The following is a 17,040-nucleotide window of genomic DNA, read 5'->3' on the forward strand; positions in this document are numbered from 1 at the left end:
ATAGCAGAGATGGTCAGACTGCCGGGACGACGGGAGCGCTCGTTCCCAAGGGTGGTGAAAGAGAGACCCTATAAATATCCGACAGCAAGAAGAAAAAATGCCAGTCAGGCTTAACTGACTGGCATTAAGCCACAAGGGCTGCTTTTTTATAGGATTTTGGTCGGCACGAGAGGATTTGAACCTCCGACCCCGGACACCCCATGACCGTGCGCTACCAGGCTGCGCTACGTGCCGAACGTGGAGAAGTAGTCTACTGGTTCCGCTCACGATTGCAATATGCGCAGGTTTTAACTGCCTCATTATTAATCAGTTTGCGGTAAAGCGCTTCTCTTCTGTCAACACCTGAAGCAGCAACGCCAGCTGCGGTTTATGATCCTTCAGCTTATTGCCCTGTGCATCGTAGGCGCTGTAACTGCCGTTGTTATTCAGCACCAGCGTCACGGTTGGCGTAGTCACCACCAGTTTGCCCTCTTCACTACTGGCGACCCAGTTGTGACTGCGCTGAGCAGCAAACAGGTCTTCACCCTGTGAATAGTTGGCCGGATTGGTGCGCACGTGCAGCAGACGTTGCATTAACGTCGTCATCACATCCTGCTGGTCGGTCAGACGATCGATGGTCTGCGCCGGCGTATTCGGCCAGTGCACCACCAGAGGCACCCGTAACGTTGCACGGTTGCCCGGATTATCATCATTATCCGGCGTAACCGCACGCTGGGCGGTAATCACCACCACGGTATTTTTGAGCAAATCGCGTTGCTGCAACGTCTGTAGCACGGCCGCAATTTGCTCATCAACGCTGTTAGCCTGGCGCAAATAGCTGCGCTGACGCGCTTTAATGCTTTCGCCAGTCACGTTGACGCCATCAAGTGAAATCCATGAGAACCAGGGCGCACCCTCGGCTTTCTGGCCGTTGAGCCAGTTTTGCCATTGGTTCACCGTCGTGCTGTTTGGCTGAGCATCCGCCTCTGGCAGGCTGTAATCCGCTAACAGCGCCTGGCGATACAAGGGTTGGCTGAAACCATCGGAGGAGAACAGACCAAACTGATACCCCTGCGAATTTAGCGCACCGAGTAACGCCGAAGGCATGCGCGCGGCAAGTACGCCGTCCATATAGCTGGAGGAGATGCCGTAAAACAGCCCGAACATGCCTTTCTCCGGCGCAATCCCGGCACTGTAGTGTTGGGTAAAGCGTACGTTGTCACTGGCAAACTGATTCAGCGATGGCAGTGCCTTATCCAGATTGTCATGACTCAAACCATCAACGGTTAGCAGCAGCAGGTTGTGGCGTGTGCCGCCATCGCGGAAGGTGATATCACTCAGCGGATACTGCACTGACAGCGCCTCAGGATCACCCTGTTGCACCAGACGACGCTGATACTCCTGCGCATCCAGCAAGCCATGGCGTTCAAGAAAGCGTCGCGCGGTCATCGGATAGGAGAGCGGCAGATTGGCGCGCTGCATGGTAATCGGGCGATAGAAATTGGCGTCGGCCCAGATATACAGCAGATGGCTGGCAAAGAAAGCACAGATAAACAGCGCGGCCAGCGGCTTACCAAATGAGCGTCGATTCAGGCTGCGCAGCTTCTGCCAGCTCCAGGTGGCAAACAACATCTCCACGAGGAAGATGACCGGTACGCTAATAAACATCAGCTGCCAGTCACGCGCCATCTCGCTTTGGTCGGGGTTGATGACCAACTCCCACACCACCGGATTCAGATGGAGGTGGAAGCGGTTGAATACCGCGCTATCGACCATAATCAGCGTCAGCCCGGCAGTGGCGATAATCGCCGACAGCACCCTAAGCAATCGCTGTGACATCACCACAAAGGTGAGTGGGAAGATAATCAGCAGATAACCGGCAAACACAATAAAGCTAAAGTGGCCAATCCAGCTGGTATAGGCATAAATACGGCCCGCAAGCGAGGCGGGCCAGTCGGCGACCAACAGGTAGCGGCTGCCTAAAATCAGCGCGAAGATGATGTTAAACAGGGCAAACCAGTGCCCCCAGCTGATCATCTGGGAGACTTTTTCGCGGTAGCGCTGCCGGTTGGTTACCATATTTATGAGGTCAGATCTGCAATTTAGTGGGCGTTGTCATCGCGAACGGAAGACTGCAACGCTTCCGCGAAAGATTTCGCCAGGCTGCGGCGCTGGGCCGGCGAGACACTGGTGTTAATCAAATTGGTTACCATGTTCCCTAACACCATCAGGGAAAGGTCGGTTGGCGCTTTGTCTTTTTCAAGAATCTGCGCCATCTGCGCGAGAAGCTTCTCTACGCGCTCGTCGCTATAACGGGATGATTGTGGCATATCGTCGACTAATCAAGTGTGAAAAGGCGGTATATTACCGTAACAACGCGCTTTTTTCCGCAATTAAATCGCAAGCAGAGCGATCAGTTTGTGCGTGGAGTTGAAAGCAGCGGCGGGCGGTGTTTGAATACGCGCCTGAGCCCAAAGGAGAGTCTACCATGAGTCTGGATATCGACCAGATTGCCCTGCATCAGTTAGTCAAACGTGATGAAAACCAGCTTGAGGTGGTCCTGCGCGACACTTTGCTGCCCGCGACCCGTGCGGTAGAAGAGATGGCAGAAGAGCTGCATCGGGTGTACAGCGCCAAAAGCAAAGCCTATGGCCTGTTTAATGAAGAGAGTGAACTGGCCGATGCGCTGCGCAATTGCCGCAAAGGGGAAGATGACTTTCTGGCCTTTAGCCGTGCCGCGACCGGGCGTCTGCGTGATGAGCTGGGCAAATATCCGTTTGCGGAAAGTGGCGTGGTGCTGTTCCTGCACTATCGCTATCTGGCGGTGGAGTATTTGCTGGTGGCGATGCTGAGCAGCCAGTCAAGCATGCGCGTCAATGAACAACTGGATATTAGCAGCACTCATTATCTCGATATTAATCATGCGGATATTGTGGCGCGTATCGATCTTACTGAATGGGAAACCAACCCAGAATCCACCCGTTATCTGACCTTCCTGCGTGGACGCGTCGGGCGCAAAGTGGCCGATTTCTTTATGGATTTCCTCGGTGCCAGCGTTGGACTCGATACCAAAGCACAGAACCGGGGGTTGCTGCAGGCGGTAGATGATTACTGCGCGGAATCGAATCTCGATAAGAACGAGCGCCAGAACTATCGTCAGCAGGTTTACAGCTACTGCAACGACCAACTGCAGGCGGGTGAGGAGATTGCGCTGGAAGATCTTTCCAGTGAACTGCCGCCGCTGGGAGAGAAAACCTTCCAGGCCTTTACCCAGGAGCAGGGTTATGAGTTGGAAGAGCATTTCCCGGCTGACCGTAGCACATTACGCCAGTTGACCAAGTTTGCTGGCAGCGGTGGCGGCCTGACGCTGAATTTTGATGCCATGCTACTGGGCGAGCGCATTTTTTGGGATCCCGCGACCGATACCCTGACCATCAAAGGCACACCGCCTAATCTGCGCGATCAGTTACAGCGCCGAACCGGCGGTAACTGATTTTCAGGCAAAAAAAACGCCGCGTAAGCGGCGTTCTCTTTTCAACTCGTTGGCGATTAAGCGCGAACGAAGTCGATGTGGTGCAGTTTTGGCTTGAACGGATGACGCTGTACCGCCTGAGCTTTAACTTTAACTTCTTTACCATCAACAACGATGGTCAGCACGTCGGTGTAGAACTCAGGCTTAGCCTGCAGGTTCATTACAACGTCGTGGTCCAGTTCGATAGCAACTGGCGCTTCGTTTCCGCCATAGATGATGGCTGGGAATTTATTTGCTACACGCAGACGGCGGCTCGCACCCTTACCCTGCTCTTTACGTACTTCAGCGTTGAAAGTGGTCATTTGATTTCTCTTCAATCATTTCTGCTACAGGCGACCCAGCAACAGACGGTTATTCATATGCTTTTACGGATGCAAAAGCGGGCGGCATTATAGCCGCAATAGAAGACGCGGGCAAATGATTCCGTCGCTTAACGCAGCTCATTCGCGCGTCGATAACGTCCTTGATAATCGAACATCTTCTCGCGAATTTGCCAGAAATGACCTTTCGCGCGTGCCACCACAAAATCGGGATGACGCAGCAGTGGCTGCAAAGCGATAACATCCGCAGCCGTTTGCCAACCGAGTTCCACGCCGGGTGCGCGCTGGTGTGGGCGCATAAACAGCTGCTCGAAGGCTTTACGTTGAGCAGGCGTTTGCAGACGAAAACGTTCACTGACGCTGGTGCCATCTTCATCAAAGTAGGTCGCTTTTAGCCATTCGCCTTTCTCGTCGCGCCCTTGCTCCAGCGTCATACCGCCGCAGCGCAGCACACGTGCATCTTTAAGTTTTAGCGCGGCTTTCAACATATCATCAGGGTCGACCATAATACGATCGCACTGATGACAGCGGCGGGCCGCAATATCGTTTTCTGCACCGCAGTCGGGACAACTTTTAAAGCGGAAGCGATAGTCGCACTGTTCACGATTGCCCTCATCATCCTCCATCACGCCCTGACACCGACGGCCAAAATGTTCAATGATATGGCCATCTTCGGTGGTTTTTCCCCAGAAGGTATTGGCGAAACCACAGGCTGGGCAGAACACTTGCACCGGCTGATTGTCACTGGCGCCTTTTGGCGTGCCGACTTCAGGGGTAAAGAGATCGTGCGGATTGCCAGCATAATCGAGGATCAGGCAGTCGGTTTTGCCTGGTGACAAACGCAGGCCGCGCCCGACAATCTGTTGATACAAACTGACCGATTCAGTGGGGCGCAATATGGCGATAAGATCCACATGCGGCGCATCAAAGCCGGTGGTCAGCACCGCGACGTTCACTAAAAACTTTAACTGTTGCGCTTTAAATTCGCTGATCAAACGATCGCGTTCTTTCACCACTGTTTCCGCTGACACCAACGCGCTGTTCTCGGGCAACAGAGATAAAATCTCACGCGCATGTTCTACCGTGGCGGCGAATACCATCACGCCACGACGATCCTCCGCGAACTCCACGATCTGTCTGATGATGTGCGGCGTCACGCGATTCTGCTGCTTTAATTCGCGATTGAGATCGGCTTCGCTGAATAAACCGTTATTTTGCGGGATCAGGCGGCTGAAATCGTACTGTACGACCGGCATATCCAGCCGTTCGGGTGGCACAAGGAAACCGTGCTTGATCATGTAGCGCAGCGGCAATTCATAAATACAGTCGCGGAATAGCGCGTGCTGATCGCCGCGTACCATGCCGTGATAGTGAAACTGATAAATCCAGCCTTTACCGAGGCGAAAGGGCGTCGCGGTGAGCCCCAGCAGGCGCAGTTGAGGATTATGCTGCCGCAGATGGGCGAACAGCTGCTGATACTGGCTCTCCTCGTTGTCGCTGATGCGGTGGCACTCATCCACGATCACCAGAGAGAAGGCGCTGTCGAAGCGATCCAGATTGCGCGCCACGGATTGCACGCTGCCAAATACCACTTTGCTTTCGCTCTGTTTGCGCTGCAAACCGGCAGCAAAAATACCGGCTTCCAGACCATACGCCTGATATTTGCTGTGGTTCTGCTCGACCAACTCTTTCACATGCGCCAGCACCAGCACGCGGCCTCTGGCAACCCGCGCCAGTTCAGCGATCACCAGACTTTTACCGGCACCCGTTGGTAACACGATCACGGCGGGCGCATCATGGCGGCGAAAATGCTGGAGCGTGGCGTCAACCGCCTCTTGCTGGTACGGGCGCAGGGTGAAGGACATCAGGGCAAACTTTTTTTTCAAACGGGCACGCATTATGCCATGAAAACAGCTGAAACGCAGGCGCGGTACTGTTAGCAGGCGAAGGATCAAGCTATACTGCCCACACTTTTTTAACGGTTTAAAAACGCCGTTTCAGTTCCCTCCGTAGTAACAGGCAAAAGCGAATTCATGCGACTCGAAAAATTCATATCTCAGCAGCTGGAAGTCAGCCGTGCTATCGCTGGCCGCGAAATCCGCGCCAGGAAAGTCACCATTAATGGCGAAGTGGTTCGCGACGCGGGCTACAAAGTGTTGCCAGATGACGAAATCGAATACGACGGCAACCCCCTGGTGGTGCAAACCGGTCCACGCTACTTCATGCTGAATAAGCCGCAGGGCTATGTCTGCTCCACTGACGATCCCGATCATCCTACCGTGTTGTTCTTCATGGAAGAACCGGCTGCCTTTAAGCTGCATGCGGCGGGCCGCCTGGATATCGATACCACCGGTTTGGTGCTGCTGACGGACGATGGTCAATGGTCACACCGTATTACCTCTCCGCGCCATCACCTCGAAAAAACCTATCTGGTTGAGGTAGAAGAGCCGATTGACCCTGCGTTGGTGGAGAAGTTTGCGACGGGGATTCAACTGCACAATGAGAAAGAACTGACCAAACCGGCGGTGCTGGAAATCCTCGACGAAAAGGCCGCTCGTTTAACTATCACGGAAGGCCGCTATCATCAGGTCAAACGCATGTTTGCCGCGATGGGTAATCATGTGTCCGCGCTGCATCGCGAAAGCATTGGCGAGATCGTGCTGGATGACGACCTGGCTGAAGGTGAATACCGTGAACTCACGGAAGAAGAGGTCGACAGCATCGGCCTGCCAGAAGAGCTGAAAAAACGCAAATAGCGGGAGAAAGCGGTGCGTAAGGAAAAGAATTCACCGGTAGGGTTGGTCGTGATTCTGGGATTGCTGGCGATGCTGATGCCGCTCTCCATTGATATGTATTTGCCGGCAATGCCGCAAATCGCACGCGAATTTGCCGTTTCGGCAGGCAGCGTGCAGATGACGCTTAACCTTTACATTCTGGGGTTTGCTATCGGGCAGTTGGTGTATGGCCCGCTGGCGGACAGCTACGGACGTAAACCGGTGATTGTGCTGGGCACGCTGATCTTTGCCTGCGCCGCGGCGGCATGTGCCTTGTCACAGTCCATTGATCAACTGATCTTTATGCGCTTCCTGCACGGCTTGTCGGCGGCAGCGGCCAGCGTGGTGATTAACGCGCTGATGCGAGACAGTTACTCGAAAGAGGATTTCTCGCGCATGATGTCGTTTGTCATGCTGGTCACTACCATTGCACCGTTACTGGCACCCATTATCGGCGGTTGGCTGTTGCTGCTGTGGAACTGGCACGCGATTTTCTGGACGCTGGCTGTGGCCGCATTGATCACTACCGTACTGGTGGTAACGCAGATCCGCGAGACGCTCAAGCCTGAACAGCGGCAGCGCTTCCATTTGCGAACCACGCTGAGTAACTTCGTCGCGCTGGTGCGCCATAAACGTGCGTTCAGCTACATGCTGGCAAGCGGCTTCTCCTTTGCGGGATTGTTTACCTTCCTCAACGCCGGGCCTTTTGTTTACATCGAAGTGAATCACGTTTCACCGCAAAACTTTGGCTACTACTTTGGCCTTAACGTGGTGTTCCTGTTTGTCATGACGCTGATCAACAGCCGCGCGGTACGCCGCTTCGGGCCTTTGGCGATGTTCCGTATCGGACTGATCATACAGTTTGCGATGGGCATCTGGCTGCTGATTGCCAGCGCGCTGGATTTAGGTTTCCTGTCGCTGGTGTTTGGCGTGGCGATGTTTATCGGCTGCGTCTCGACGGTTTCTTCGAACGCGATGGCGGTGATTCTCGATGAGTTTCCGCATATGGCGGGCACCGCATCGTCACTGGCCGGTACTTTGCGCTTTGGCGTGGGTGCGCTGGTGGGGGCATTGCTGTCACTGGTCAGTATCAACAGCGCCTGGCCAATGGTGGCGACCATTGCCCTGTGCGCAACCGTATCCATTTTGTTGTTTAGCTACGCCGCACGTCCACGCCACGCGTAAACCTGCACTTTCCTCTCACGGCGCGGTTGATCGCGGAGTTCACTGGTTTTTAGAGCCATTGAAATCGCGAATAAAAAACCGCGCCGTTGTCACATTCCCTCTTGCCGTATGCGATCAATTCTTCACGTTCACTCGCGAATCCCCACATATTCGTTATGCTTAATGTTTCCATAATGTGAAAATTTAGGTGTAATAAAGTAACTATATTGCGTCTAAAATGATTGTTAACTGCCGCCGAACAAGGTACACATAGGCATAAATGCGAGAAAGCTCGCAAATAATAACTTTGCTACATGCTTTGTGTTTAAAACGAGAAGGCAAACCTTGACGTCCGTATTCTGAGTTTACCAGGTAGGGATTCACTGCGTAATCGCCGTCGTCGTGAATAAGCGTTAACGTCTCTGGGGACTGTAATTATGCTGCAACTTTCGGTTATGCATCGCTTACCGCAACATTATCGTTGGTCAGCCGACCATGTCGGTGAAATTGAACGTCAGGAAGCGGTCAACGGTGTGCACGATGAAGATCTCGTCGCACTGCGTCTGTTAAGCCACGATGGCCATCCCGCGCTGGAAATTCTGCACCAGCTGCAAGAGACGCTGGCGCAGATTCAGGTCGAATGCAAAATTGCCCTGTGTGAAGGGCAGCCCTGTTTACTGATTCAGCGTGGCGACGAAAGCACTACCAACTGCTGCCTGAAAAATCAGGGCGTTGCCATCGCGGAAACCTTTGAAGGTCACTGAGTTAACGATTCGCCCTGCGCGGAGGCTAAAAGCTGACGCGTATAATCGCTGGCTGGTGCGTTAAACAACGCTTCGCATTCTCCCTGTTCCACCACTTCACCCTGGCGCAGCACAATCAGCTGATGGCAGAGTGCGCGCACCACCTGCAAATCATGGCTAATAAACAGATACGCTAACTGGTGCTGCTGCTGTAAACGGCGCAGCAGGGTGAGAATTTGCTTCTGCACTGAGCGATCCAGCGAAGAGGTCGGTTCATCCAGCACGATTAATTGCGGCTCCAGAATCAGCGCTCTGGCAATGGCGATGCGCTGACGTTGACCACCGGAAAACTCTGCGGGGTAGCGTGAACGGCTTTCCGCATCCAGCCCCACTTCCTGCATCACGGCGATCACTTTCGCTTCCTGCTCGGCGGCACTTAATTCAGGACGATGTACTGCCAGCCCTTCTGCAATCACCTGTTGTACCGTCATGCGCGGATTGAGTGATGAGTTGGGATCCTGAAACACGACTTGAATATGCGGACGCAGCGGCAAAAGCTGTTTACGCGATAGGCTATGCAGCGGCTGACCGTCAAACCAAATCTCACCGCGCGCGGCAATCAAACGCAGCAGCGCCAATCCGGTGGTGCTTTTGCCTGAACCGGATTCCCCCACCAAACCAAGGCTTTCAACCCGACGCAGTGTGAAGTTGAGATCGCTGAGCACGGTTTTTTCCGCCACGCTGCGTTTGAACAATCCGCGTTTAATCGGAAAGCCCACGTGCAGGTTTTTGACCTGCAGCAGCGGTTGGGTATCGATAAGCGGCACCGGTTGGCCATCCGGCTCTGCGGCGAGTAATTCGCGTGTATAGGGATGCTGTGGCTGGCTAAACAGTGGCTTGCAAAGGTCGTGTTCCACTTCCTGACCATTGCGCATCACCGTAACGCGATGCGCCAGCTGGCGGACGATATTGAGGTTGTGGGTGATGAATAGCATGCCCATATTCAGTTCACGCTGCAGTTCACGCAGCAAGCGCAGAATCTGTGCCTGTACTGTGACATCCAACGCGGTGGTGGGCTCATCGGCAATCAGCAGTTTTGGTTGCGTCAGTAACGCCATGGCAATCATCACGCGCTGACGCTCTCCACCGGACAGCTGATGCGGGAAATCGCCGAGGCGTGATGCTGCATTGCGGATGCCAACGCGATCGAGACAGCTAAGAATTTCGCCGCGCGCCGCTTCTTTGCGCATCCCGCGATGCAGAGACAGCACTTCATACAGCTGCTTCTCAACGTTGTGCAGCGGGTTGAGCGACACCATCGGTTCCTGGAAAATCATCGCCATCTGGTTGCCGCGCAGGCCGCGCATCTCGCGTTCGCTGGCCTGCAAGATGCTTTGGCCATTGAATAGGATCTCACCTTGCGGATAGGTCACAGGTGGTTGCGGCAGCAGGCGCATAATCGAGAGCGCGGTGACACTTTTGCCTGAACCGGATTCACCGACCAGCGCCAGAGTTTCACCGGCCTCAATCTGCAGAGAGATATCTTCCACCACGCGGCGCTGATTGAAGGCCACGGCGAGATGATTGACGCTTAACAGGCTCATTTCACCCCCCGGCTGGGATCAAAAGCATCACGTACCGCTTCACCGATAAAGATCAACAGCGAGAGGATCAGCGCGAGGGCGAAGAAGCCGGAAAGTCCCAGCCACGGCGCCTGTAAGTTGTTTTTGCCCTGTAACAGCAGTTCACCCAGCGAAGGAGAACCCACCGGCAAGCCGAAGCCAAGGAAATCCAGTGAGGTGAGGGTGGTAATCGAACCGCATAAAATAAAGGGCAGGAAGGTCAGCGTGGCCACCATGGCGTTCGGCAGCATGTGACGCAGCATAATGCGTCCGTCACTCACGCCGAGCGCGCGCGCCGCACGCACATAATCAAAGTTACGCGTGCGCAGAAACTCGGCCCGCACCACGCTCACCAGGCTCATCCAGCCAAACACCACGGTGACCAGCAATAGCCACCAGAAGCCGGGTTGAATCACACTGGAGAGCAGAATCAATAAAAACAGCGACGGCATACCAGACCACACTTCAATCAGGCGCTGACCAACCAGATCGACGCGACCACCAAAATAACCCTGCACGGCGCCGATCACGATGCCGATCACGCTGGAGAACAGCGTCAGTAAGATACCAAACAGCAGCGAGATGCGTGTGCCGTACAGTAAACGCGCCAGTACATCACCACCATTAGCGTCAGTACCCAGCCAGTTCTGCTTCGAGGGCGGAGAAGGGAAGGGCACATCCGTGGCGAAATTAATGGTGCTGTCACTGAAACGAATCGGTGCCCACAGCGCCCATCCCTGCTGATCGATCCGCTGTTTTAGCCACGGGTCCTGGTAATCGGCCGGGGTGGCAAAGTCGCCGCCAAAATCACTCTCGCTGTAATTGAACAGCAGCGGCATGTACCAGCGCTGCTGGTAGTGCACCAGCAGTGGCTTGTCATTGGCCAGTAACTCCGCACCGAGTGAAAGCACAAAAATGAGCAAAAAAATCCACAGCGACCAGTAACCACGGCGGTTATGGCGAAAGCGTTGCCAGCGCTGCTGGTTGATTAGCGATAAACCCATTAGCGCCCCTCAAAATCGATGCGTGGATCGACCAGCGTATAGGTCAGATCGCTGAGAATATTCATCAGCAAGCCAATCAGCGTAAAGATATACAGCGTGCCAAACATCACCGGATAGTCGCGCTGAATAGTGGCATCGTAACCCAGCAAGCCGAGTCCGTTGAGGGAGAACATCACTTCAATCAAGACCGAACTGGTAAAGAACATGCTGATAAAGGTGGCAGGGAAACCGGCGATCACCAGCAGCATGGCGTTGCGAAACACGTGGCCGTATAAAATACGTTTTTCATCCAGTCCTTTGGCGCGTGCGGTGACCACATATTGTTTGCGGATCTCATCTAGGAATGAGTTTTTGGTCAGCATAGTGAGCGTGGCAAAACCGCCGATCACCGTGGCCAGAACCGGCAGCGTGATGTGCCAGAGATAGTCGCCAATCTTGCTGTACCACGGCAGCGTATCAAACTGCGGCGAGGTCAGCCCGCGCAGCGGGAACCAATCGAAATAGCTGCCACCGGCAAACAGAACAATCAGCATGATGCCGAAGAGAAAGGCCGGGATGGAGTAACCGAAAATGATAAAGGTACTGCTCCAGATATCGAAAGCGCTGCCGTTGCGCACTGCCTTTTTAATCCCTAACGGAATCGAGACCAGATAAATGATCAACGTACTCCACAAGCCCAGGCTGATGGAAACCGGCAAGCTCTCTTTGATCAGCTGCAGCACCGAGGCGCTGCGGAACAGACTGTCGCCAAAATCAAAACGAATATAGTTCCACAGCATTTCGCCATAGCGCTGCAGCAGCGGTTTATCAAAACCGTAGCGGTGTTTGATCTCGGCGATCACCTCAGGATCAAGGCCACGCGCGCCGCGATATTGGCTGTCGCCCGGATTATCATGCGCCAGCGCACCGCGACCGCCGACATCTCCAGCACTACCCGAGGAAAAACCGGAGCTATGACCAAATTGCGCATTCGCCAGCGCCTGATCCACCGGTCCACCGGGCGCAATCTGCACGATAAAAAAGTTCAGGGTGATGATCGCCCACAGTGTGGGAATAATCAGCAGCAACCTGCGCAGGAAATAGGAACCCAAACCGCTCTCCTCAGCGTCTGTCGGCCGGCAATTGTGCGGCTTTGTTCACGTCATACCACCAGTTCTCTAACCCGGTTGCATACGCGGGTTTGATTTCAGGGCGGGAAAATTTATCCCAGTATGCCAGCCTCTGTTCGGCGTTGTACCACATCGGGATCATATAGGCATTCCATAACAGAATACGATCCAGCGCCTGACCCAGCGGCAGCAGCGCTTTTTCATCGCCCTGATGATCGACAATCTCCTGCACGAAATGGTCCACGATGGGATCTTTCACCCGAGGGGTGTTCCAGGAGGAGTCGATGTATTGCGACTGCCAAATGGTACGCAGGCTGGTGGAAGGCGAAGGCATTGCGTAGTAAAGCGAGGGGATCATATCGTAATCGCCTTCGCGCAAACGGCGCAAATACTGCGAGCTATCAATTTGCCGCAACTCTACCTGAATCCCCAGACGCTGCAAGCTATGCTGGAACGGCAGTGCCCAATCGTTCTGCGTGCCGCTGCGCATCAGCAGTTCAAAGCGGAAGGGCTGACCGGTTTTATCGTTCACCAGCTGCTGATTTTTAATCTGCCAGCCCGCTTCTTTCAGCAGTGTCATGGCTTTTAGCAGATTACCGCGATCGAAGCCGCTGCCCTCTGAACGCGGCGGTGCGTATTCGTTGTTGAACACTTCAGCAGGCAACTGTGCTTTATACGGTGCCAGCAGAATGAGCTGGTCGGCTTTCGGATAGCCTTTGGCCGCATAAGCGGTGTTCTGGAAATAGCTGTCAGTGCGTTTGTAGGCCCCGTAAAACAGCGCTTTGTTCATCCACTCGAAATCAAATGCCAGCGTCAGCGCCTCACGCACACGACGATCGGCAAACAGCGGTTTTTCATTGTTAAAGGCCAGCCAGCGAGTATCGGTAGAGACGGTATTTGGCGTGGTCGATTTCACGATGGCGTGGCTATCAAAGTTGCGCCCACGGTATTGTGTGGCCCACTTCTTCGCCGACCCCTCTTCGCGCAGATCGGACGCGCCGGCTTTGAAGGCTTCAAAAGCGACGTTGTCGTCAAGATAGTAATCGTAGCGCAGCGTATCAAAGTTATAACGTCCCCGATTGACCGGCAGATTTGCCGCCCAATAGTTTTTCACCCGACTGTATTGAATGAACTGGCCTGGCTTATAAGACGTGATGCGATAGGGGCCGCTGGAAAGCGGGGGATAACCAATAGGCTCATTAAATTTTTTATTCTGCCAGAAGGCTTGCGGCAAAACCGGCAGCGTTAGCCAGCTCAGAATCATGTCCTTGTCTGGTTTCGGCATGTCGATACGCACGGTGAGATTGTTGAGCGCTTTTACTTCAACCCCACGAAACGCCACGCGAAATTGTGGCACCCCTTCGGTCATAAATTTCTGGAAGGTGAAGGCAACATCTTTGGCGGTGATCGGGCTGCCGTCCTGAAAACGCGCATGCGGATTGATGGACACTTCCATCCAGTGATAATCGCTGGGATAACGGGCGGATTCAGCAATCAAGGGATAGTAGCTGCCAGGCTCATCATCGGAGGTGGTGAACAGCCCGTCATACAGCGTATCGGTGCCGACGCCAGGATTACCGCGTGAAGCAAAGCGATTGAAGTTATCGTAAGTGCCAACCACCGCGATGGTCATCTTGCCGCCTTTAGGCGCAGCGGGATTTGCGTAATCATAATGGGTGAAATTCACCACATACTTCGGTTCGCCCAGCTTGGCAAAGGCATAACTCTCATTGATGGTTTCCGCATGCAGTGGCGCGATGGCGCTACAAACCAACAACGCGGTGACAAGACGCAGCAGCATAAGTGGGGCGCTCTCCTTAAATAATCCGCACTGAATGGTAGCAGTTTCGTGACGATAGCGTGACGTTAACCGAGTGCTGCCTGACGTTGGTAATAACTGATCAGGTTTTCCGGACGCAGCGGGCGGCTGAATAAATATCCCTGCAGATGTGTCACCCCACGGTTCACCAGCCACGCTGCCTGATCGCCGGTTTCAACGCCTTCTGCCACGGTTTTGAGATTGAGCTTCTTCGCCAGCAGCAATACCGCGTCCAGTACCGGTGAGGTCACCGTTTCGGTACCAATACTCTGTACAAAACCGCGATCGATTTTGAGGTAATCAAACGGATAGCGTTCAAGATAGATCAATGCGCTGTGGCCAGTGCCGAAGTCATCAATGGCAATTTTAATATCCTGCTCATGCAGCCAGGCAAAAATCTCGCCAGCATTTCTTTCGCCCACCATGGTGCGTTCGGTGATTTCAAAAACATAGTTGAAGTGGTCTTTTGGCATGTCGGCAATCCACTCCTGCACATGCTGACGAAAACTTTCTGATGCGAGATGCAGAGGGGAAAGGTTCAGGCTCATACGCGTGCCGCGCGGCAGTTGCTGGCAGAGGAACTTCGCATCGCGTGCCACCAGCTTAAACAAATGCTGAGTCAGGGGAATAATCAGATTTTGCGCTTCGGCGTTGCTAATAAAGGCATCCGGGGGAATCATTCCCTCGGTGGGATGTGTCCAGCGCAGTAGTGCTTCAACGCCATACGGTTGCCCATCGTGGGCGGTGACCAGGGGCTGATATTCAACATGAAACTGACCACGTTTAATGCCCTGCATAATCTCTTTGCCAGGACGCTGATACAGCGTCAGCAGCAGCCAGCTGCCCGCACTCATAAACAGGGCTGAGAGGAGGCCGGTCAGCAGGATCAGATGATAATCGCGTTGCGCCAGCGTCGTACCGTACAGCACGAAGCGCATGCCATTATCTTTAAAACTCATTTCTTTCAAGGCTGGTGGTAAATCGTGGATGTTCACCACCTGATTCTTGCCACTCAGCAGGGCTTTATCGCCAATCACCAACGCCATACCGGTGATTTCGGGATGATAAGAAGCCAGCAGCTGATAAGGCGTCAGGCTGATATTCATGGTGGCGAGAATGCCGGTCTCAGCTGAGCCTGGATTCTTCATCCACAACGCCAGCGCCGGTTTGGTTGGCAAGAGGGGCGTGCCTTCCAGTAAGCGTAAATCGCGATCGCGCTCCAGCTCCGATTGTGGCGAAATATCATTCGCAGGCAGCAGAAAGGCGCCGGTAGCAGATGAACAATAGGCATTACTGTTACGTACCAGCAAAATCGCGCGGATATTGCCGGCAAAGGCGGCACGTGAAGTGAGTTCGCGGCTGACGCTACTGCATTCAAGCTGGGTGTATTGTTGCAATGGATAAAGGGTATCCACCAGGGTCGACATCACCTGTTGTAGATCGTCGCGGCTATGGATCAGCAACTGTTCATGTTGTTGTACTCGTTTTTGCCAGGTGAGCGTCAGCAGTACGATGACAAACAACAGAAAGAACACACCGCCGATGATCGCACTACTCCAGGCGATACGGCGCGAATAGGTTGCATGACGTTTTAACGTCCCCGACAGTGGCATGGAGTGCATTCCCCTTTATGGCGCCATTATTATTATGTAAATCGTGCACTACTGCTCGCTGGTATCTGGCGTAAAACATTGCATCAGGACGGGTTTTTTCAGCCGACGAAGACGCAACAATTTGCTGCCAGTAAGCAAACGAGAATATAACGAGGAAGCGCGAAAAGTCTCGTTATATTTCTGATTCTCAATTACTTTTTATCTATCGGATTTGCGTTAAGAAACGGCAGGCGAAAAAAAACGCTGCCTGGGCAGCGTTTTCTGATTCTCTGGCTGAGAGGATCTTCAAAAGGATACGTTAGCTAGGGTTTTTAGCTAAAACCCTGCGGGCTTCACGGTAACGCGTTTTCCAGTAACTGTCGTTTAAACTGGAGATCATCACACCACTGCTGGTGGACGCGTGAACGAAGTTATCGTTACCCAGATAGATGCCAACGTGTCGTCCGGTAGAACCGGCACGGAACAGGACTAAATCACCCGGGCGCAGTTTGCCGCGAGAAATCTCTTTGCCCGTATCCTGCTGTTCTGACGTTGAACGGGGTAAATCTAAACCGAACTGCTCGCGAAAGGTGCGCTGAACAAAAGCAGAACAATCAATACCGCGTTTGGTGTCGCCGCCTAAGCGATAACGAACACCTTTCCAGTCACTGTACTGTTCCATGATGCGGGACTTAACGTCCACATTCTGCACCATTTGTTCAAATTCGTCCTGAGACGCTTGAAGTAAAAAACCATTCTGGTTGTTAACTTCATGATTCTCGTTATTCGCGTTCTGACCGTTATGCGTACTACTACATGCCGATAAGAGTGTTGCTAATGCTACTGCGGGAAGGATCCGCCTGAGGTATCTCAGTATTGGTTGAGACTTGACCATTATACGTGTGTTCCTTTGAAGTCCTTACGACACAATGTCGCCAGCCAGATGACAAAACGGGTTTGAGATTAATAAGAGCTAAGGCTTAAGACAATTCCTTAATTACTAAAATGTGTTAATGAACACATTTTTGTTGCATAAGGCACCGAATTTTATGCTGCACTCTAAGTAATCGCGTTTGAGGTTAACCGATTACAGACCGCGTGGCGAGTGCTTTTATATAAATTTTTATAGCTTTTATTGATGTGAAATCAATCCGTAACACAATGGTTACTTTATCAACGATTGGTAGCGATTTAATAGCCAATAAGGCGGGTTTTCAGGGGCTAATTCCGGCGCTAGGGCTGATTTTGAGAGGCTTCTGGCTGGACAAGCCAGGAAAAAGGCGATTGTTACGCGTTTTGCATCATAATGTTTTCTTTTAATAGAAAAACGTTAGCCTGCTAATAATGTATTTCTGAATTCGATAAGCGCGGATGATCGACTT

General features: G+C 53.1%; 15 protein-coding genes and 1 tRNA gene. 5 read left to right on the top strand and 11 right to left on the bottom strand.

Features of this window, described 5'->3' with window-relative positions; translation table 11 throughout:
- Window positions 1–114, top strand: a 114-nt coding sequence (locus tag F3J37_RS28195) for a hypothetical protein (RefSeq protein WP_237449408.1), incomplete at its 5' end; no start/stop codon positions are given.
- A gap of 43 nt (window positions 115–157) precedes the next feature.
- Here F3J37_RS28195 and F3J37_RS23110 read toward each other — a convergent pair.
- The 3 genes from F3J37_RS23110 to F3J37_RS23120 form a co-directional block, all read right to left on the bottom strand.
- Window positions 158–234, bottom strand: a tRNA-Pro gene (locus F3J37_RS23110).
- Between the two features lie 72 nt (window positions 235–306).
- Window positions 307–2,058: an LPS biosynthesis-modulating metalloenzyme YejM gene (gene yejM / locus F3J37_RS23115; protein WP_166936097.1), complete on the bottom strand. Its 1,752-nt coding sequence runs from the start codon at window positions 2,056–2,058 to the stop codon at window positions 307–309.
- A gap of 23 nt (window positions 2,059–2,081) precedes the next feature.
- Window positions 2,082–2,309, bottom strand: coding sequence for a YejL family protein (locus F3J37_RS23120; RefSeq protein ID WP_034824987.1), 228 nt, complete (start codon window positions 2,307–2,309; stop codon window positions 2,082–2,084).
- A gap of 158 nt (window positions 2,310–2,467) precedes the next feature.
- Between F3J37_RS23120 and yejK the strand changes: the two genes are divergently transcribed.
- Window positions 2,468–3,472 carry a nucleoid-associated protein YejK gene (yejK, locus tag F3J37_RS23125; protein ID WP_034824985.1) on the top strand — a complete coding sequence of 335 codons (1,005 nt, stop codon included), beginning with the start codon at window positions 2,468–2,470 and terminating at the stop codon, window positions 3,470–3,472.
- 56 nt (window positions 3,473–3,528) lie between these two features.
- Here yejK and rplY read toward each other — a convergent pair whose 3' ends face one another.
- A complete protein-coding gene (gene rplY / locus F3J37_RS23130; RefSeq protein WP_034824983.1) occupies window positions 3,529–3,813 on the bottom strand; it encodes a 50S ribosomal protein L25 in 285 nt (94 codons plus the stop codon).
- A gap of 128 nt (window positions 3,814–3,941) precedes the next feature.
- A complete protein-coding gene (radD, locus tag F3J37_RS23135) occupies window positions 3,942–5,696 on the bottom strand; it encodes a DNA repair helicase RadD (RefSeq protein WP_166936183.1) in 1,755 nt (584 codons plus the stop codon).
- A gap of 168 nt (window positions 5,697–5,864) precedes the next feature.
- Between radD and rsuA the strand changes: the two genes are divergently transcribed.
- The 3 genes from rsuA to F3J37_RS23150 all read left to right on the top strand — a co-directional run bounded on the left by rsuA (window position 5,865) and on the right by F3J37_RS23150 (window position 8,533).
- The gene (rsuA, locus tag F3J37_RS23140) at window positions 5,865–6,587 is read left to right on the top strand and encodes a 16S rRNA pseudouridine(516) synthase RsuA (RefSeq protein WP_058961320.1); all 723 of its coding nucleotides are present in this window, start codon (window positions 5,865–5,867) and stop codon (window positions 6,585–6,587) included.
- 12 nt (window positions 6,588–6,599) lie between these two features.
- Window positions 6,600–7,790: a Bcr/CflA family multidrug efflux MFS transporter gene (locus F3J37_RS23145; RefSeq protein WP_166936099.1), complete on the top strand. Its 1,191-nt coding sequence runs from the start codon at window positions 6,600–6,602 to the stop codon at window positions 7,788–7,790.
- Window positions 7,791–8,206: 416 nt separating this feature from the next.
- Window positions 8,207–8,533 carry a YejG family protein gene (locus tag F3J37_RS23150; protein WP_034824977.1) on the top strand — a complete coding sequence of 109 codons (327 nt, stop codon included), beginning with the start codon at window positions 8,207–8,209 and terminating at the stop codon, window positions 8,531–8,533.
- Here the strand turns inward: F3J37_RS23150 and yejF are convergent.
- From yejF to mepS, 6 genes are all read right to left on the bottom strand, one after another.
- Window positions 8,527–10,116: a microcin C ABC transporter ATP-binding protein YejF gene (yejF, locus tag F3J37_RS23155; RefSeq protein WP_166936101.1), complete on the bottom strand. Its 1,590-nt coding sequence runs from the start codon at window positions 10,114–10,116 to the stop codon at window positions 8,527–8,529. The genes F3J37_RS23150 and yejF overlap by 7 nt on opposite strands.
- Window positions 10,113–11,138, bottom strand: coding sequence for an ABC transporter permease (locus F3J37_RS23160; RefSeq protein WP_166936103.1), 1,026 nt, complete (start codon window positions 11,136–11,138; stop codon window positions 10,113–10,115). Before F3J37_RS23160 ends, yejF begins: the two co-directional genes overlap by 4 nt.
- Window positions 11,138–12,229, bottom strand: a complete 1,092-nt coding sequence (locus F3J37_RS23165) for a microcin C ABC transporter permease YejB (protein WP_166936105.1) — start codon at window positions 12,227–12,229, stop codon at window positions 11,138–11,140. The genes F3J37_RS23160 and F3J37_RS23165 overlap by 1 nt, the downstream gene beginning before the upstream one ends.
- Before the next feature lie 10 nt (window positions 12,230–12,239).
- Complete coding sequence (locus tag F3J37_RS23170; RefSeq protein WP_166936107.1) at window positions 12,240–14,048, bottom strand: extracellular solute-binding protein; 1,809 nt, start codon at window positions 14,046–14,048, stop codon at window positions 12,240–12,242.
- Window positions 14,049–14,113: 65 nt separating this feature from the next.
- A complete protein-coding gene (pdeN, locus tag F3J37_RS23175; RefSeq protein WP_034824972.1) occupies window positions 14,114–15,679 on the bottom strand; it encodes a cyclic di-3',5'-guanosine monophosphate phosphodiesterase PdeN in 1,566 nt (521 codons plus the stop codon).
- A 298-nt stretch (window positions 15,680–15,977) separates the two neighbouring features.
- Entirely contained in the window at window positions 15,978–16,553 is a 576-nt protein-coding gene (mepS, locus tag F3J37_RS23180) for a bifunctional murein DD-endopeptidase/murein LD-carboxypeptidase (RefSeq protein WP_034824970.1), read from the bottom strand.
- Between the last annotated feature and the right edge of the window lie 487 nt (window positions 16,554–17,040).

This window comes from Candidatus Pantoea communis, assembly GCF_011752685.1.
Classification (GTDB): Bacteria; Pseudomonadota; Gammaproteobacteria; order Enterobacterales; family Enterobacteriaceae; genus Pantoea; species Pantoea communis.